The sequence below is a fragment of the Pseudomonas sp. GW821-FHT04C07 genome (genome assembly GCF_059420325.1).
Genome location: NZ_JBWKTM010000003.1, coordinates 344,715 through 362,524, shown reverse-complemented (window position 1 = coordinate 362,524; position 17,810 = coordinate 344,715). Strand labels below are relative to the sequence as shown.

The window sequence follows — 17,810 nt, the reverse complement described above, 5'->3', positions numbered from 1 at the left end:
ATCGTTCCCGCGCTCCCGCGTGGGAACGATCAAACTCTCCATTAAGGTCGGGCGTTGATCTGCTGTTGCAGGTTCTGGATCTGGCTTTGCAGGGTGTTGATGTTACGCGTGACCTGGCCACGGAAGGTGTCGAACTCCGCGGTACTACCGCCACCCTGAGGTGCAGCCGGGCGGTTGTCCTGCTGGCTTTTGAGGACGATCATTTCCTGCTCCAGGCGCTCGATGGCGGCGCTCGGGTTACCCTGTTTTTTCATCGCGGCGATGTCAGCGCTGAGAGCTTTGATTTCAGCGTCGACTTTACTCGTGTCGGTCTGGCTGCTTTTCAGGGCGGCCAGTTCGCTGCTCAGGGATTTCACCTGGGCCTGCAACTGGGTATTGGCGGCTTGCTGTTCGGTGGTCTGCGCAGTCATTTGCGCCAGGCGCTTGTCCAGCTCAGTCGCCTGACCTGCGACGCCCTGCTGTTGCTTGTTCTGCTCAAGCAATTTGCCTTCAAGCTGCTTGATCTGCAACTTCAATGCTTCGCTGCCGCTGTTGACGCTGGATTCGCTGGCGACCACCTTGCCGGAAATAGCCTGCAAACGCCCCGCCGCTTCCTCGCTGATGCGCGCAAAACTTTCCTGAGTTGCGACCAATTGTTGCTCCATCAACGAGATCTGCTGAAAGCTCCACCAGGCAAGGCCGGCGAACGCCAAGAGCAAAGCCCCGACCAATGCCCACAATGGCCCGGTGCCCGGACCTTTGACCTTGACCACCGAAGCAGGCCGCGAATGCACGCTGGTGCGCTCGCGGGCCGCAGCGGTGGTCGGGAAGTCATCATCGGTGTCGGCACGCAGGCTTGGAACATCATCGAAGTCGTCGTTTGCATCGTTACGCATGGACATGAGTCAACCTTTCTGAACCGCAGTAATGGCTTAATGCCCCCGAGTATAAACCGCTACTCGCAGCATTGATCGACCCTGAACGCCAAACTCGGTTCAGTGTTTATTTCAGCGAATGTCCTGGGCCTTCCACCACCCGCAGAATTCATCGAGGGCCGTCCACAGGCTGACCTTGGGCTCATAGTCCAGATAATGGCGGGCGCGGCTGATGTCCAGCGTGAAATTTTTACTCATCACCTGCATGCCCAGGCGCGACAGCGTCGGCTCCGGACGACCTGGCCATAGCTTGCAAAACCCTTCGTTCAACGCCGCGATACTGTAGGCCAGACCGTAGGAACGGTAACGAGTCACTTGCGGGACTTCCATCTGGCGCATCACGTAGTTCACCACATCCCACAGCGGCACCGGCGTACCGTTGCTGATGTTGTAGGCCTTGCCCAGTGCGGAGCCTGTGGCCAGCAAACTGCTGAGCAACGCCTCGTTGAGGTTCTGTACGCTGGTGAAATCGACCTTGTTCAGGCCATTACCAACAATGGCCAAGCGACCCTTGCGTTGCATTTTCAGCAGCCGCGGGAAGATGCTCATGTCACCGGCACCGGTGACGAACCGTGGGCGCAGTGCCAGCACTTCGAGGCCAAACTCCTGAGCTCCGAAGACCTTTTGCTCAGCCAGGTATTTGGTGGCGGCATAGGGATGCTTGAAGCGTTTCGGGACCTGTTCTTCCGTCAGCCCCAGATGGTCACGGCCATCGAAATAGATCGATGGTGACGACAGATGCACCAGCCGCCGAACGTTCTGCTTCAGGCAGGCTTCGACCACATTCTCGGTGACCAGCACATTGCCCTGATGGAAATCCTGATAACGCCCCCACAGCCCAACCGCGCCAGCGCAGTGCACCACAGCGTCAACGTCGCGGCACAAATCGCGAACCAGCTCTGGATCACTCAAGTCGCCCTGGACAAACTCGGCGCCACGACGCACCAAATGCTCGACACCCTCGGCCCGACGCCCGTTGACCCGCACATCCAGGCCCTGCTCCAGGGCGAAACGCGAAAAGCGCCCGCCAATGAAGCCGCTTGCGCCGGTGACCAGAATTTTCATGACTTGCTCCGATTTCTTTCGTTTTTCATGCATATCGCACTGCGTATTACCTGAAGTCCTGACGCTTTCAATCACTCCAACGGCACCAGCCATTGCTTTGATGATCGTGCCAGATGCTCGGTCAACTGCCCGAGCAATTGCCCGCCGTTGCGCCAATGATGCCAGTACAGCGGCACATCAATCGGCTTATCTGGCAAAAGCTCCACCAACACTCCGCGCTCCAACTGCTCACGGACCTGCAACTCCGGCACCAGCCCCCAGCCGAGTCCCGCCTCGGTCAGTCGAATAAACCCTTCGGATGACGGACACAAATGATGCTCGAAACCGCCCTCGACACCCAATGAAGCCAGGTAGCGATGCTGGAGAAAATCATCCGGGCCGAACACCAAAGCCGGTGTGCGCGCCAATTGCTCAGCCCGCACGCCCTGCGCAAAATGCCGGGCGATGAAGGCCGGACTGGCCAGGGCACGATAACGCATGGCCCCCAGCAACAGGCTGCGCGCCCCGGCCACCGGCCGCTCGCTGGCACACACACAGGCCGCCACTTCACCGGCACGCATGCGCTTGAGGCCGACGGTCTGGTCTTCCACTACCAGATCCAGCAATAGATGCTGCTCGGCGCAAAAATCACCCACGGCCTCTGCCCACCAGGTCGCCAGGCTGTCGGCGTTAAGGGCGATGCGCAGACGTTCCGGCAAGCCTTCTTCATCCAGCGCCGGCACCAGCGTTTGCAAGTCACGCTCGAGCAAACGCACTTGCTGCACATGGTTGAGCAGGCGTCGGCCAATCTCGGTTGGCGCGGGCGGCGTGACCCTCACCAGCACCGGCTGACCGACTCGCGCTTCCAGTAGTTTGATCCGCTGCGAGATGGCCGATTGCGACAAGCCCAGTACCTGAGCAGCCCGTTCGAAGCCGGCCTGCTCGACCACCGCGGCGAGCGCGGATAGCAATTTATAGTCGAACATCAGTTTTCCTAATGAGCGATCAGCAATATTGGTTTTTCTTATACAGCTTCCGACCGGAGAATGACCAGCAAGCCTCTTCGATCAAGGACACATTTCATGGCTGGTGAAACCACTCTGGCAACCCTGCTGCGCAGCATGAGCCCGCATTTGAACGCTGGCGAGTACGTGTTCTGCACCCTTGGCGACGGCCAGTTGCCCAAGGACTGCGACGTCATCGGCAGTTTCCGTGAGCAGGAAGGTTTGACGCTCATCCTCGAGCGCGGGCAAGCCGAAAAGGCCGGCTTCAGTTTCGATTATGTAGCGGCGTGGATCACCTTGAACGTGCACTCGGCACTCGAAGCCGTCGGCCTCACCGCGGCTTTCGCCGGTGCGTTGGGGCAAGCCGGGATCAGTTGCAACGTGATTGCCGGTTACTACCACGATCATTTGTTTGTCGGCCAGGCCGATGCCCAACGCGCCATGACGGTGCTGCGGCAATTGGCGGCGGGCGCGGAGTAAACCCTATGTGGCAAAGCTATGTGAACGGCCTGTTGGTCGCGGCGGGGCTGATCATGGCGATCGGCACGCAAAACGCTTTCGTCCTGGCGCAAAGCCTGCGGCGCGAGCATCACCTGCCAGTGGCCGCGTTGTGTGTGACCTGCGATGCCTTGTTGGTCGCCGCCGGAGTCTTTGGGCTGGCGACCCTCCTGGCGCAGAATCCGCTGCTGTTGGCGATCGCCCGCTGGGGCGGCGCGGCCTTCCTGCTGTGGTACGGCAGCCTGGCGCTGCGTCGGGCGTTTTCCCGGCAAAGTCTGAAACAGGCCGAAAACCAGACGGTGCGTTCGCTTCGGGCGGTGATGCTCAGCGCACTGGCAGTGACCTTGCTCAACCCCCATGTGTATCTGGACACCGTGTTGTTGATCGGCTCACTCGGGGCACAACAAACCGTGCCAAGTGCCTACGTGGTCGGCGCGGCCAGCGCGTCATTGTTGTGGTTCTTCACCCTGGCCCTTGGCGCCGCCTGGCTGGCACCATGGCTGGCGCGTCCCGGCACCTGGCGAATCCTCGACCTGCTGGTGGCGATCATGATGTTCACTGTGGCCATTCAATTAATCACGGCAGGCTGATTATTCAAAAAGGCTTAAGGGCCCCCCTTCAAACCTCTATTCCACACAGTTGTTGCGTGGTTATGCCGCACCCCCGGTGCTATGATCCAAAACCTGCGCCGCAAAGAGTACAAACTCCCCGGCGCTTGTCTGGCCGCCCGTGATCGGCCTTGCGCTCACCGCAACTGATCTGATTAGGAGAATCATCATGGCTTTCGAACTGCCGCCGCTGCCTTATCCACACAATGCCCTGCAGCCGCACATTTCAGAGGAAACTCTGCAATACCACCACGACAAGCACCACAACACCTATGTCGTGAACCTGAACAACCTGGTGCCAGGCACCGAGTTCGAAGGCAAGACCCTGGAAGAAATCGTCAAGACTTCTTCGGGCGGTATCTTCAACAACGCCGCTCAGGTCTGGAACCACACATTCTACTGGAACTGCCTGGCGCCAAACGCCGGCGGTCAACCAACCGGCGCACTGGCTGAAGCCATCAACGCGGCTTTCGGTTCGTTCGACAAGTTCAAAGAAGAATTCAGCAAAACCTCCATCGGCACCTTCGGTTCCGGCTGGGGCTGGCTGGTGAAAAAGGCTGACGGTTCCCTGGCCCTGGCCAGCACCATCGGCGCCGGCAACCCGCTGACCAGCGGCGACACCCCGCTGCTGACCTGCGACGTCTGGGAACACGCTTACTACATCGACTACCGCAACCTGCGTCCGAAGTATGTCGAAGCGTTCTGGAACCTGGTCAACTGGAAGTTCGTGGCTGAGCAGTTCGAAGGCAAAACCTTCACCGCTTAAGCTTCGCGCCAGTCAAAAAACCCGGCATTTGCCGGGTTTTTTATGGGTTTTGGGTGAGAAACCTACCCATTTTCCGCGGTACTGCACCCACCTTGTGGGAGCGGGCTTGCCCTAATGCCAGTCAGTTAAGCGAGCGCTGCGGCCCTGTAGGAGCGAGCTCGCTCGCGATGGACTGAAGGGCAACGCGTTTATTCAGAAAACACGCGTTATCGTTAACGACCATCGCGAGCAAGCTCGCTCCTACAAGGATCCAATTTGCCCTTGCCCCTGCGCCATGGCGCGCTAACATCAAAGCTCGGGGAAAATTCTCGCACGCCCCTCAAGTTGCACAGGGTTGCTACCGACACAGTACTAATCGCCTGAACAAGCCAAAAACTGCATTTTGGCCTGGCACACAGGCGAAATCTCCTGTGCTTGATTGTCCCTTTGACTGCCATCGCAGGATTGCCAATACTCATGGCAACTTGATGCTACCCGCACGGAACAAGGAAAAGCCATTTGAAGCTGGAACTCAAAAACAGCTTGTCGGTGAAGTTGCTCCGGGTGGTGCTGCTGTCGGCATTGATCGTCGGCGTGGTTCTGAGCTGCGCGCAAATCGTTTTCGATGCCTACAAGACACGGCAGGCGGTGGCTAACGATGCCCAGCGCATCCTCGACATGTTCCGCGACCCATCGACCCAGGCGGTGTACAGCCTGGATCGGGAAATGGGCATGCAAGTAATCGAAGGCCTGTTTCAGGATGACGCCGTGCGGATGGCGTCCATCGGCCATCCCAACGAAACCATGCTTGCGGAAAAGAACCGCGAACTGCAGCAATCACCCAGCCGCTGGTTGACCGACCTGATCCTGGGCCAGGAACGCACCTTTACCACCCAATTGGTAGGCCGCGGCCCGTACAGCGAGTATTACGGCGACCTGAGCATAACCCTCGACACTGCGACGTACGGCCAGGGCTTTATCATCAGTTCGGTGATCATCTTTATTTCCGGAGTTCTTCGCGCCTTGGCCATGGGCCTGGTGCTGTACCTGGTTTACCACTGGCTGCTGACCAAGCCCCTGTCGCGAATAATCGAACACCTGACCGAGATAAACCCGGACCGCCCTAGCGAACACAAGATTCCGCAGCTCAAGGGCCACGAGAAAAACGAGCTGGGCATCTGGATCAACACCGCCAATCAATTGCTGGCCTCGATCGAACGCAACACCCACCTGCGCCATGAAGCGGAAAACAGTCTGCTGCGCATGGCCCAGTACGACTTCCTTACAGGTCTGCCAAACCGTCAGCAATTGCAGCAACAACTGGACAAGATTCTGGTGGATGCAGGCCGCCTGCAACGGCGGGTTGCAGTGCTCTGTGTCGGCCTCGATGACTTCAAGGGCATCAACGAACAATTCAGCTACCAGACCGGCGATCAATTGCTACTCGCCTTGGCCGATCGCCTGCGCGCTCACAGCGGCCGCCTGGGGGCCCTTGCCCGCTTGGGCGGCGACCAGTTCGCACTGGTTCAGGCCAATATCGAACAGCCTTACGAAGCCGCCGAGCTGGCACAAAGCATTCTCGATGACCTCGAAGCAGCGTTCGCCCTCGATCATCAGGAGATTCGCCTGCGCGCGACCATCGGCATTACGCTGTTCCCGGAGGATGGCAACAGTACCGAGAAGCTGCTACAGAAAGCCGAGCAGACCATGACCCTGGCCAAGACTCGTTCGCGCAATCGTTACCAGTTCTATATCGCCAGCGTCGACAGCGAAATGCGTCGCCGACGCGAGTTGGAAAAAGACCTGCGCGAAGCCCTCACTCGCGAGCAGTTCTATCTGGTCTACCAACCGCAAATCAGCTACCGCGATCACCGCGTAGTCGGTGTCGAAGCCTTGATTCGCTGGCAGCACCCCGAACACGGGCTGGTGCCTCCGGACCTGTTCATCCCGCTGGCCGAACAGAACGGCACGATCATCGCCATCGGCGAATGGGTGCTGGATCAGGCCTGCCGCCAGTTACGCGAATGGCATGACCAGGGCTTCATGGATTTGCGCATGGCGGTCAATCTCTCCACCGTGCAACTGCACCACGCCGAGTTGCCACGGGTGGTCAACAACCTGCTGCAAATCTATCGCCTGCCGCCACGCAGCCTGGAATTGGAGGTCACCGAAACGGGCTTGATGGAAGACATCAGCACTGCTGCCCAGCACTTGCTCAGTTTGCGTCGTTCCGGGGCGCTGATTGCCATCGACGACTTCGGGACGGGCTACTCTTCCCTGAGTTATCTCAAAAGCCTGCCGCTGGACAAGATCAAGATCGACAAGAGCTTCGTCCAGGACCTGCTCGATGACGACGACGACGCCACCATCGTTCGGGCGATCATTCAATTGGGCAAGAGCCTGGGCATGCAGGTGATCGCCGAGGGCGTCGAAACCGCTGAACAGGAGGCCTACATCATCTGCGAAGGCTGCCACGAAGGTCAGGGCTATTTCTACAGCAAGCCCCTGCCCGCGCGGGAGTTGAGCGCTTATTTGAAGCAAGCCCAACGCAGTAACGCAACCATCCTGTAACACGCGCCGACGCGGACCTGTAGCAGCTGGCGAAGCCTGCGTTCGGCTGCGCAGCAGTCGTAAATCCTGAGGCCGCGGTTAGCCTGACACAACGCAATGCCTGATTTCACGGCTGCTGCGCAGCCGAACGCAGCCTTCGGCAGCCGCTACAGGTCATATGCAGGCGCGCGAATAAGAAATATTTCCAACGCCGACCCTTTACACATAATGCAAATCTTTCGCATTATGTCGCAGTTTTGCGCGCCCGCCGCGCCTGTCCACCCCTATCCAAGCAGGATGTTCGCCATGATTCGTATGCCTCTGGCTACCGCCAGTCTGTTGGCCATCGCTATTTCCCTCGCCGGTTGTGGCGAAGGTAAAGACAAGGCTGCCGCTCCTCAAGCGCCTGTTCCGGCCGCCAGCACTGCAGCCCCTGCTGCTGCCGCAACCACTGGTAAAGTTGACGAAGCCGCGACCAAAGCTGTTGTTGCGCATTACGCCGACATGGTCTTCGCCGTCTTCAGCGATGCCGAATCCACCGCGAAAACCCTGCAAACCGCGATCGACGCGTTCCTTGCCAAACCTGACGCCGAGACCCTGAAAGCCGCTCGCGCTGCCTGGGTCGCCGCGCGCGTACCTTATCTGCAAAGTGAAGTATTCCGCTTCGGCAACACCATCATCGACGACTGGGAAGGACAGGTTAACTCCTGGCCGCTGGACGAAGGTTTGATCGACTACGTCGACAAGAGCTACGAACACGCACTGGGCAACCCGGGCGCGACTGCCAACATCATCGCCAACACCGTAGTTCAGGTCGGCGAAGACAAGGTCGACGTGAAAGACATCACCCCGCAAACACTCGCCAGCCTCAATGAACTGGGCGGCTCCGAAGCCAACGTCGCCACCGGCTACCACGCCATCGAATTCCTGCTCTGGGGCCAGGACCTGAACGGCACCGGCCCTGGCGCCGGCAACCGTCCGGCCTCTGACTATCTGGAAGGCGCTGGCGCCACTGGAGGTCACAATGATCGTCGCCGCGCTTACCTCAAAGCCGTGACCCAGCTGCTGGTAAGCGACCTGGAAGAAATGGTCGGTAACTGGAAGCCGAACGTGGCCGACAACTACCGCGCCACCCTGGAAGCCGAGCCAGGCGAAAGCGGCCTGCGCAAAATGCTCTTCGGCATGGGTAGCCTGTCCCTCGGCGAACTCGCCGGCGAGCGCATGAAGGTCTCCCTGGAAGCCAACTCCCCGGAAGACGAACAAGACTGCTTCAGCGACAACACCCACAACTCGCACTTCTACGATGCCAAAGGCATTCGCAACGTCTACCTGGGTGAATACACCCGCGCAGACGGCACCAAGATGACTGGCGCCAGCCTGTCCTCGCTGGTGGCGGCAATCGACCCGGCAACCGACACCGCACTGAAGGCCGATCTGGCTGCGACCGAAGCCAAAATCCAGGTTATGGTCGATCACGCCAACAAGGGTGAGCACTATGACCAACTGATCGCCGCAGGCAACACTGCCGGCAATCAGATCGTTCGCGACGCCATTGCATCCCTGGTCAAGCAGACCGGCTCGATCGAACAGGCGGCCGGCAAACTGGGCATCAGCGACCTGAACCCGGACAACGCTGATCACGAGTTCTGATCACCGCTGGCTGAGTGAAAAAAAGGCGACTTTCGAGTCGCCTTTTTTGTCCCCGCCTGACGCAGACCACTGTGGGAGCGAGCTTGCTCGCGATAGCGGTCGCACGTTCAACATCAATGTTGGCACTGATGGCCCCATCGCGAGCAAGCTCGCTCCCACAGGGTATTGCGATGGCCGTGACTCGGTCTCCAGGTAAAACCTGCCCCACATAAAACCAAACGCTAATCCCTCTTATTCAAACTCCCCTACCCTGATAGACTTTGCGCCCTTGTTTTGCTCGTCTTGCAGGATGTCTGATGCCCTCGTTGTCTCTTCGCTTGTCCGCTCTGTTCATGGCTCTGGGCCTGAGCGCCTGCGATGACGTTCCGCATTTCACCAAGGCCGAGCCCGGTGAAGCGCGTTCGGGCGGCAGGGCGACAGTGAGCAAGACCGATCAGAACGCCTTCTCCCTGCCTTCGGCCAATCTTTCACCCACCCGACGTCTGGATTTCAGCGTCGGCAACAGCTTCTTTCGCAGCCCGTGGGTGATCGCCCCGTCAACCACTACCGCCCGCGATGGCCTGGGTCCGTTGTTCAATACCAACGGCTGCCAAAACTGCCACATCAAGGACGGTCGCGGTCACCCGCCAACACCCGACTCGGATAACGCGGTGTCGATGCTGGTACGTCTGTCGATCCCCAACGCCCCCGCCTACGCCAAAGTCATCGAGCAGCTCGGTGTCGTGCCGGAGCCAGTCTACGGCGGACAGTTTCAAGACATGGCGGTACCCGGCGTCGCGCCGGAAGGTAAAGTGCGGGTCGATTACGACCCCGTGCCGGTTCGTTTCAAGGACGGCACCGAGGTCGAGTTGCGTAAACCCAGGCTTGCAATCACCCGGCTCGGCTACGGAGCGATGCACCCGGACACGCGTTTCTCTGCACGCATAGCTCCGCCGATGATTGGCCTCGGTCTGCTCGAAGCCATCCCCGATGCGGCGATTCTGCACAATGCCGATCCGGGAGACGACGACAGCAACGGCATCGCCGGGCGACCGAACTGGGTCTGGGATGACGCGCAACAAAAAACCGTTCTCGGACGTTTTGGCTGGAAAGCCGGCCAACCCAATCTCAATCAACAAAACGCTCACGCGTTTTCTGGTGACATGGGCCTGACCACCAGCCTGAGACCGGTTGATGATTGCACCCCTGCACAAATCGCCTGCCTGCAAGCCCCCAACGGAAATGGCCCGGACGGCGAGCCGGAGGTCAGCGACAACATCCTGCGTCTGGTGCTGTTCTACAGCCGCAACCTCGCCGTTCCGGCCCGCCGCGATGTGAGCTCGCCGCAAGTGCTGGCCGGTAAAAGCCTGTTCTATCAGGCGGGCTGCCAGTCCTGTCACATACCGAAATTCACCACTGCCGCGAATGCCGCAGAGCCTGAGCTGGCCAATCAGGTCATTCGCCCCTACAGCGACTTGCTGCTGCACGACATGGGCGACGGCCTGGCCGACAATCGCACCGAATTCCAGGCCACTGGCCGCGACTGGCGTACGCCGCCGTTGTGGGGCATCGGCCTGACGCAGACGGTCAGCGGCCATACCCAGTTCCTGCATGACGGCCGCGCCCGTAATTTGCTCGAAGCCGTTCTCTGGCACGGCGGCGAAGCCCAGGCGGCTCAGCAACAGGTTTTAGCTTTCAATGTCGAGCAACGCGCCGCGTTGCTGGCATTCCTGAATTCTCTATAACGCGTTTTCCATAAGTTTTCCCCCAAAAGAAGGGAGCACGAATGTTCCGTCCCAAACTGTTGTTCACCAGCCTTGCCGCGCTCGCCCTGGGTGCCTGCTCGCCCCAGGACCCACAGGCAGTCACCTCGGCGGCCATCGCCAAGCAAGTGATCCTGCCGAGCTACAGCCGCTGGGTCGACGCCGACCGCCAATTGGCAATCAGTGCGCTGGCTTTCTGTGAAGGCAAGGAAAGCCTGGAAACCGCTCGCGCCGATTTCCTCCACGCACAAAAAGCCTGGGCCGAGTTGCAGCCGCTGCTGATCGGCCCGCTGGCCGAGGGTAACCGTTCCTGGCAGGTGCAGTTCTGGCCGGACAAGAAGAATCTGGTCGGCCGTCAGGTCGAGCAACTGGTGACCGCGCAGCCGCAGATCGATGCCGCCGCTCTGGCCAAATCCAGCGTTGTCGTGCAAGGCCTCTCGGCCTATGAATACGTTCTGTTCGACAGCAAGGTCGACATGGCCGACAGCGCACAGAAAGCCCGCTATTGCCCACTGCTCAAGGCCATTGGCGAGCGTCAGAAACTCCTCGCCGAAGAGATCCTGTCGCGCTGGAACAGCAACGACGGCATGCTCGCGCAATTGAGCAAATTCCCGAATCAGCGTTACGCCGACTCCCACGAAGCGATCGCCGATCTGCTGCGGGTTCAAGTGACCGCACTGGACACCCTGAAGAAAAAACTCGGCACGCCAATGGGTCGCCAGAGCAAGGGCTTCGCGCAGCCGTTCCAGGCCGATGCCTGGCGCAGCCATTCCTCCCTGCAAAGCATGGAAGCCAGCCTCGCTGCCGCCCAAACCGTCTGGGTCGGTGTCGACAACAAGGGCCTGCGCGGCCTGTTGCCGAGCGAGCAGAAACCGCTGGCCGACAAGATCGATGCTGCCTACGCCGCTTCCTTGAAACTGTTCGCCAGCAACCAGCGTTCACTGACCGAGATGCTGACCGACGACGCCGGTCGCCAACAGCTCAATGATCTTTACGACAGTCTCAATGTCGTCCACCGCCTGCACGAAAGCGACCTGGCCAAGGCGCTGGGCATCCAGCTGGGCTTCAACGCCAACGACGGTGACTGATGAGGGTAAGTTCCATGCTACGACGCCAGGCTCTTACTTTAGGCAGTTTGCTGCTTGGCGCAGTGACGCTGGGCGGCTGGACGCTGTTTCGGCACAAGGACAAAACTCCATTGCTGCTTTCGGCGCGCAACGATGGCGACGGCAAGCACTATGCCGTCGGTTATCGTCTGGACGGCACCCAGGTGTTCGCCACCCGGGTCGGTCAGCGTTGCCATGACATCATCAATCATCCTGTGCTGCCGATTGCGCTGTTCGTCGCCCGTCGCCCCGGGACCGAGAGCTACTTGATCGATCTTCGGGACGGCACGCTGTTGCAAACGCTCGTCTCACAACCGAACCGGCACTTCTACGGTCACGCAGTGATTCACAAGAGCGGAGACTGGCTCTACGCCACCGAAAACGACACCACCGATCCGGGTCGCGGCCTGCTCGGCGTGTACAAATTCGAAGGTGAGCGACTGATGCACAGCGCAGAGATTTCTACCCACGGCATCGGGCCCCATCAAGTGTCGTGGATGCCTGATGGTGAAACCCTGGTGGTGGCCAATGGCGGAATCCGTACCGAGGCCGAAAGCCGGGTCGAGATGAACCTCAATGCCATGCAGCCAAGCCTGGTGCTGATGCAGCGCGACGGTACGCTGCTGAGCAAGGAAACCCTCGCCCAGCAGATGAACAGCGTGCGCCACCTGGGTGTTGCCAGCGACGGCACCATCGTCGCCGGCCAACAGTTCATGGGCGACGCCCACGAATCTTCCGAACTGCTGGCGATCAAGCGCCCCGGTCAGCCCTTCGTCGCCTTCCCGGTCGCCGAACACCAGTTGCAGGCGATGGGGCACTACACCGCCAGCGTCGCCGTGCATAGCGAGTTGCGTCTGGTCGCCCTCACTGCGCCGCGGGGCAACCGCTTCTTTATCTGGGATCTGGACACTGCTCAAGTGCGCCTCGATGCGCCTTTGCCAGACTGCGCCGGGGTCGGTGCGGTGGCCGATGGTTTTGTCGTCACGTCGGGTCAGGGACGTTGCCGTTTCTACGATTGTCGGCAGCCACAGCTTGTTACAAAGCCCCTTGAGCTACCTGCTGGGCTCTGGGACAACCACCTGCATCTGATCTAACCCCCGTAGCAGCTGGCGAAGCCTGCTGCTACGAGTCTGGAATCACCACCCTAGTCGGAGTAATCTGCCCGAGACCTCATCGTTCTCAGCTATTTTTCCGAGGAAGCGGAACATGCTGCGTCGCCGCATGCTGATCATGCTGGGCATTGTCCTGCTTATCGTTCTGCTGCTCGCAGGTTACAAAGCCTTCTCCACCTATCAGCAGATCCGGGTGTTCTCCGTACCGAAACCTCCGGTGAGTGTGGCTGTGACCACCGCGACTGAGCGCCCATGGCAAAACCGTCTGCCGACGGTTGGCACCCTCAAGGCGTTGCAAGGGGTCAACCTGAGTCTGGAGATCGCCGGGAGGGTCAAGGACGTGCAGTTCCAGTCCGGGCAGAAGGTCAATGCCGGTCAACCTATCGTGCAACTCGACAGCGCTGTGGAAAGTGCCCTGCTGGAAACCGCTCAGGCCGACCTCGGTCTGGCCCAGCTCGACTATGGCCGGGGCAGCCAACTGGTGGGCAGCCAGGCAATTTCCAGGGGTGAATTCGACCGGCTCACGGCGCAATTGCAAAAGAACAAAGCCACGGTCAATCAACTCAAGGCTTCGCTGGAGAAAAAACACATCGTCGCGCCTTTTAGCGGCACCATCGGTATTCGTCAGGTGGATGTCGGCGACTACCTGCCCAGCGGCACAGTAATCGCCACCTTGCAGGACCTGAGCAGCCTCTACGTCGACTTTTACGTACCGGAACAGTCGGTACCGAAAATAGCCCTTGGCCAGCCGGTTCAGGTCAACGTCGCGGCCTATCCGACGCAGAACTTCCCCGGCACCATCAGCGCAATCAACCCAAAAGTCGAAAATACCACCCGCAATGTACTGGTGCGCGCGACCCTGGCCAATCCAGACGGCAAGTTGCTACCGGGCATGTTCGCCAACCTGCAAGTCCTGCTGCCGGATCCACAACCGAAGATCGTGGTGCCGGAAAGCGCGATCACCTACACCCTCTATGGCAATTCGCTGTTTGTGGTTGCACAGAAAAAAGCCGCCGACGGCAGCGTCGAGAAAGATGCCCAAGGGCAACCGGTGCTGATCGCCGAGCGACGCTTTGTCGAAACCGGCGAGCACCGCGACGGGCTGGTGCTCATCACCAAAGGCCTGCAGAACGGCGAACAAGTGGTCAGCGCCGGCCAGATCAAACTGGACAACGACGCCCATATCGCCATCAGCACCGACAAGACCTTGCCAGCCGAGCAGACCAGTCAGCCTCGCGCCTACTGATCAAGGAATCCCCCATGGCTTTTACCGATCCGTTCATCCGCCGCCCGGTACTCGCCACAGTGGTCAGCCTGTTGATTGTGCTGCTGGGCTTCCAGGCCTGGAGCAAGCTGCCGCTGCGCCAGTATCCGCAAATGGAAAACGCCCTGATCACGGTGACCACCGCCTACCCCGGGGCTAACGCCGAGACCATCCAGGGTTACATCACCCAACCGATGCAGCAGAGTCTGGCGAGTGCCGAAGGCATCGACTACATAACCTCGGTCAGTCGCCAGAATTTCTCGGTGATTTCGATCTACGCGCGAATCGGCTCCAACAGCGACCGGCTGTTTACCGAGCTGCTGGCCAAGGCCAACGAGGTCAAGAACCAACTGCCCCAGAACGCCGAAGACCCGGTGCTGAGCAAGGAGGCTGCGGGCGCCTCGGCGCTGATGTACATCAGTTTCTTCAGCAAGGACCTGAACAACCCGCAGATCACCGACTACCTGTCGCGGGTGATCCAGCCCAAACTGGCGACGCTGCCGGGCATGGCCGAAGCAAAGATTCTCGGCAACCAGGTGTTCGCCATGCGCTTGTGGCTGGACCCGGTCAAACTTGCCGGCTACGGCCTCAGCGCCAATGACGTGGCCGATGCGGTACGCCGTTACAACTTTCTCTCGGCGGCTGGCGAGGTGAAAGGCGAATACGTGGTCACCAGTATCAACGCCAATACCGAGCTTAAATCCACCGAAGCCTTCGCCGCCATCCCGCTGAAAATCGACGGCGACAGCCGGGTACTGCTCAGCGATGTGGCACGGGTGGAAATGGGGGCAGAGAACTACGACACCATCAGCTCCTTCGGCGGCATTCCGTCGGTGTACATCGGCATTAAGGCCACCCCCGCCGCCAACCCGCTGGACGTGATCAAGGAAGTGCGCAAGATCATGCCGCAGCTGGAGTCCCAGTTGCCACCAAACCTCAAAGCGGAGATCGCCTACGACGCCACGCTGTTTATTCAGGCATCGATCAATGAGGTGGTGAAAACCCTGTTTGAAGCAGTGCTGATCGTGATTGTCGTGGTGTTCCTGTTCCTTGGTTCCCTGCGTTCGGTATTGATTCCGGTGGTCACCATCCCGCTGTCGATGATCGGCGTGATGTTCTTCATGCAATTGATGGGTTACTCGATCAACCTGCTGACCCTGCTGGCAATGGTGCTGGCCATCGGGTTGGTAGTGGACGATGCGATCGTCGTGGTGGAAAACATCCACCGGCACATCGAAGAAGGCAAGACACCGCTCGACGCCGCCATTGAGGGTGCCCGGGAAATCGCCATGCCGGTGGTTTCGATGACGATTACGCTGGCCGCGGTCTACGCGCCGATCGGTTTTCTCACAGGCCTGACTGGAGCGTTGTTCAAGGAGTTTGCCCTGACCCTGGCCGGTGCGGTGGTGATCTCCGGGGTCGTCGCCCTGACCCTTTCGCCGATGATGTGCGCTCTGCTCCTGCGCCACGATGAGAACCCCTCAGGCCTGTCCCATCGTCTGGATATGATCTTTGAAGGACTCAAACGCCACTATCAAAGCATCCTGCATGGCACGCTCAATACGCGGCCGGTGGTGGTGGTGTTCGCGGTGATTGTCCTGTGCCTGATTCCGGTTCTGCTGAAATTCACCAAGTCCGAACTGGCACCGAATGAGGACCAGGGCGTCATTTTCATGATAGCCAACGCGCCGCAACCGACCAACCTCGACTACCTCAACGCCTACACCGATGAGTTCCTTGCGATCTTCAAGAAATTTCCCGAGTACTACTCATCGTTCCAGATCAATGGCTTCAACGGCGTGCAATCAGGGATCGGGGGTTTCCTGCTAAAACCGTGGAACGAACGCCGCCGGACCCAGATGCAAATCCTCCCGGAGGTTCAGCGCAAGCTCGCTGCCGTCACCGGGCTTCAGGTGTTCGGCTTCAACCTGCCGTCCTTGCCGGGTACCGGTGAGGGCTTGCCGTTCGCATTCATCGTCAACACCCCGAACGATTACGAATCACTGCTGCAAGTGGCCAATAGAGTGAAAAAGCGCGCACTGGAATCCGGCAAGTTCGCCTTTCTCGACATCGATCTGGCCTTTGACAAGCCTGAAGTGGTGGTCGATATCGACCGCGCCAAGGCAGCACAAATGGGGGTTTCGATGCTGGATCTGGGGGGCACCCTGGCGATATTACTGAGTGAAGCGGAAATCAACCGTTTCACTATCGAAGGCCGCAGCTACAAGGTCATCGCCCAGGTCGAGCGAGCCTACCGCGACAATCCCGACTGGCTGAGCAACTACTACGTAAAGAATGCCAAGGGTGAACTGCTGCCGCTGTCGACCTTGATCACCATCACCGACCGTGCCCGCCCAAGACAGTTGAATCAGTTCCAGCAGCTCAATTCGGCGACGATCTCGGGCGTTCCCGTCGTCAGCATGGGCGAAGCCATCGAAACCATACGGCAGATCGCCCGGGAAGAAGCCCCTGCGGGCTATGCCTTCGATTATGGTGGCTCTTCCCGGCAATTCGTTCAGGAAGGCAGTGCACTGTGGGTGACCTTTGCCCTGGCGCTGGCGATCATTTTCCTGGTGCTGGCGGCACAGTTCGAGAGCTTCCGTGATCCGCTGGTGATTCTGATGACAGTCCCCCTGTCGATCTGCGGCGCGCTGATCCCGTTGTTCCTTGGCTGGTCGAGCATGAACATCTATACCCAGGTCGGACTGGTGACCTTGATCGGCCTGATCAGCAAGCACGGCATCCTGATCGTCGAGTTTGCCAACCAGTTGTGCAAGAACAAGGGCCTGTCACCTCGAGAAGCTGTAGAAGAAGCTGCGGCAATTCGCTTGCGACCGGTGTTAATGACCACCGCGGCGATGGTGTTCGGCATGGTGCCGTTGATCATCGCCACCGGTGCAGGCGCCGTCAGTCGTTTCGATATCGGTACGGTGATCGCTACTGGAATGTCGATTGGAACGCTGTTCACCTTGTTCGTGCTGCCTTGTATTTACACCCTGCTGGCCAGGCCGGACAAATAATCGACAACCGAAAACAAAAGGCCTCGCAATGCGAGGCCTTTTATTTGGGTTTTATTCTCTTCAACTTTGTGGCCTCTTTCCTTGAGAAAGACCGAACATGAACAGCAAAAAATCACTGTCGGGGCTGGTTGCAACTGATGCCTTTGCTACCCGAGGCAGGGGACAATGCGCGTCGCTGTGCGCTGCACTGAGGACTTTGGTGCGTGGCTGCTCCCAAACAGCCACCGCCAGAGAAATAACTGCCAAGGCTCCTGCTAAAAACAAACCTCGCGCAATTTCCAGTTTCATTACTCTAAACCTTTGATAGCGCTGCCAAACGCCGTCGTATAAAAATAGCTGAGTTTCTGCCAGTCTGTAGGGCCCCACGACGAATGGCGGCGTAGCTGTTTCATGTCGTGGAGGGCAGCACGTTTACGGGTCAAACGTTGCCGGCACTTCTCCAGATCCAGTAAAGCCACCTCGACTGTGGCGGCCTCACCCTACCCGCGCTGGCTCCAGAAATAGTCGAAACGCGCCTCAGGAGCGACGTCCATTTCTGATGCATCTTCCACTG

14 protein-coding genes and 1 pseudogene are annotated in these 17,810 nt (G+C 59.3%); 10 read left to right on the top strand and 5 right to left on the bottom strand.

Going from position 1 to position 17,810, the window contains the following annotated elements; translation table 11 throughout:
• Positions 1-41: 41 nt before the first annotated feature.
• From AC07UI_RS08400 to AC07UI_RS08390, 3 genes are all read right to left on the bottom strand, one after another.
• Complete coding sequence (locus tag AC07UI_RS08400) at positions 42-881, bottom strand: ATPase (protein ID WP_494992041.1); 840 nt, start codon at positions 879-881, stop codon at positions 42-44.
• Between the two features lie 105 nt (positions 882-986).
• A complete protein-coding gene (locus AC07UI_RS08395) occupies positions 987-1,979 on the bottom strand; it encodes an NAD-dependent epimerase/dehydratase family protein (RefSeq protein WP_494992040.1) in 993 nt (330 codons plus the stop codon).
• 71 nt (positions 1,980-2,050) lie between these two features.
• Positions 2,051-2,944, bottom strand: a complete 894-nt coding sequence (locus AC07UI_RS08390; RefSeq protein WP_494992039.1) for a LysR family transcriptional regulator ArgP — start codon at positions 2,942-2,944, stop codon at positions 2,051-2,053.
• Positions 2,945-3,040: 96 nt separating this feature from the next.
• Between AC07UI_RS08390 and AC07UI_RS08385 the strand changes: the two genes are divergently transcribed.
• The 10 genes from AC07UI_RS08385 (at position 3,041) to AC07UI_RS08340 (ending at position 17,257) form a co-directional block, all read left to right on the top strand.
• Positions 3,041-3,442 (top strand): ACT domain-containing protein, encoded by a 402-nt coding sequence (locus AC07UI_RS08385; RefSeq protein WP_494992038.1) that lies wholly within the window; start codon positions 3,041-3,043, stop codon positions 3,440-3,442.
• Between the two features lie 5 nt (positions 3,443-3,447).
• On the top strand, positions 3,448-4,050 hold the full coding sequence (locus tag AC07UI_RS08380; RefSeq protein ID WP_494992037.1) for a LysE/ArgO family amino acid transporter: 603 nt from the start codon (positions 3,448-3,450) through the stop codon (positions 4,048-4,050).
• Positions 4,051-4,237: 187 nt separating this feature from the next.
• Complete coding sequence (locus AC07UI_RS08375; protein WP_494992036.1) at positions 4,238-4,834, top strand: superoxide dismutase; 597 nt, start codon at positions 4,238-4,240, stop codon at positions 4,832-4,834.
• A 498-nt stretch (positions 4,835-5,332) separates the two neighbouring features.
• Positions 5,333-7,384, top strand: a complete 2,052-nt coding sequence (locus AC07UI_RS08370; protein WP_494992035.1) for a putative bifunctional diguanylate cyclase/phosphodiesterase — start codon at positions 5,333-5,335, stop codon at positions 7,382-7,384.
• 285 nt (positions 7,385-7,669) lie between these two features.
• The gene (locus AC07UI_RS08365) at positions 7,670-9,013 is read left to right on the top strand and encodes an imelysin family protein (protein WP_494992034.1); all 1,344 of its coding nucleotides are present in this window, start codon (positions 7,670-7,672) and stop codon (positions 9,011-9,013) included.
• A 296-nt stretch (positions 9,014-9,309) separates the two neighbouring features.
• Complete coding sequence (locus AC07UI_RS08360) at positions 9,310-10,737, top strand: di-heme oxidoreductase family protein (protein ID WP_494992033.1); 1,428 nt, start codon at positions 9,310-9,312, stop codon at positions 10,735-10,737.
• A 41-nt stretch (positions 10,738-10,778) separates the two neighbouring features.
• Positions 10,779-11,843 (top strand): imelysin family protein, encoded by a 1,065-nt coding sequence (locus AC07UI_RS08355; RefSeq protein ID WP_494992032.1) that lies wholly within the window; start codon positions 10,779-10,781, stop codon positions 11,841-11,843.
• Positions 11,844-11,857: 14 nt separating this feature from the next.
• Positions 11,858-12,955, top strand: coding sequence for a DUF1513 domain-containing protein (locus AC07UI_RS08350; protein ID WP_494992031.1), 1,098 nt, complete (start codon positions 11,858-11,860; stop codon positions 12,953-12,955).
• A gap of 112 nt (positions 12,956-13,067) precedes the next feature.
• Positions 13,068-14,219, top strand: a complete 1,152-nt coding sequence (locus tag AC07UI_RS08345) for an efflux RND transporter periplasmic adaptor subunit (RefSeq protein ID WP_494992030.1) — start codon at positions 13,068-13,070, stop codon at positions 14,217-14,219.
• Between the two features lie 14 nt (positions 14,220-14,233).
• Positions 14,234-17,257 (top strand): multidrug efflux RND transporter permease subunit, encoded by a 3,024-nt coding sequence (locus AC07UI_RS08340; protein WP_494992029.1) that lies wholly within the window; start codon positions 14,234-14,236, stop codon positions 17,255-17,257.
• Between the two features lie 60 nt (positions 17,258-17,317).
• Here the strand turns inward: AC07UI_RS08340 and AC07UI_RS08335 are convergent, their stop codons facing one another.
• Positions 17,318-17,545, bottom strand: a complete 228-nt coding sequence (locus AC07UI_RS08335) for a hypothetical protein (protein WP_494992028.1) — start codon at positions 17,543-17,545, stop codon at positions 17,318-17,320.
• A pseudogene (locus AC07UI_RS08330) lies at positions 17,545-17,736 on the bottom strand (lipopolysaccharide kinase InaA family protein); the annotation flags it as partial. The pseudogene AC07UI_RS08330 and the gene AC07UI_RS08335, both read right to left, overlap by 1 nt.
• Positions 17,737-17,810 lie beyond the last annotated feature (74 nt).

What these genes read in the sequence shown, in the direction of transcription:
- AC07UI_RS08345 (WP_494992030.1), top strand. Translation starts at nt 13,068, where the DNA reads ATGCTGCGTCGCCGCATGCTGATCATGCTGGGCATTGTCCTGCTTATC.
- AC07UI_RS08355 (WP_494992032.1), top strand. Translation starts at nt 10,779, where the DNA reads ATGTTCCGTCCCAAACTGTTGTTCACCAGCCTTGCCGCGCTCGCCCTG.
- AC07UI_RS08350 (WP_494992031.1), top strand. Translation starts at nt 11,858, where the DNA reads ATGCTACGACGCCAGGCTCTTACTTTAGGCAGTTTGCTGCTTGGCGCA.
- AC07UI_RS08395 (WP_494992040.1), bottom strand. Translation starts at nt 1,979, where the DNA reads ATGAAAATTCTGGTCACCGGCGCAAGCGGCTTCATTGGCGGGCGCTTT.
- AC07UI_RS08385 (WP_494992038.1), top strand. Translation starts at nt 3,041, where the DNA reads ATGGCTGGTGAAACCACTCTGGCAACCCTGCTGCGCAGCATGAGCCCG.
- AC07UI_RS08375 (WP_494992036.1), top strand. Translation starts at nt 4,238, where the DNA reads ATGGCTTTCGAACTGCCGCCGCTGCCTTATCCACACAATGCCCTGCAG.
- AC07UI_RS08390 (WP_494992039.1), bottom strand. Translation starts at nt 2,944, where the DNA reads ATGTTCGACTATAAATTGCTATCCGCGCTCGCCGCGGTGGTCGAGCAG.
- AC07UI_RS08365 (WP_494992034.1), top strand. Translation starts at nt 7,670, where the DNA reads ATGATTCGTATGCCTCTGGCTACCGCCAGTCTGTTGGCCATCGCTATT.
- AC07UI_RS08335 (WP_494992028.1), bottom strand. Translation starts at nt 17,545, where the DNA reads ATGAAACTGGAAATTGCGCGAGGTTTGTTTTTAGCAGGAGCCTTGGCA.
- AC07UI_RS08340 (WP_494992029.1), top strand. Translation starts at nt 14,234, where the DNA reads ATGGCTTTTACCGATCCGTTCATCCGCCGCCCGGTACTCGCCACAGTG.
- AC07UI_RS08360 (WP_494992033.1), top strand. Translation starts at nt 9,310, where the DNA reads ATGCCCTCGTTGTCTCTTCGCTTGTCCGCTCTGTTCATGGCTCTGGGC.
- AC07UI_RS08400 (WP_494992041.1), bottom strand. Translation starts at nt 881, where the DNA reads ATGTCCATGCGTAACGATGCAAACGACGACTTCGATGATGTTCCAAGC.
- AC07UI_RS08380 (WP_494992037.1), top strand. Translation starts at nt 3,448, where the DNA reads ATGTGGCAAAGCTATGTGAACGGCCTGTTGGTCGCGGCGGGGCTGATC.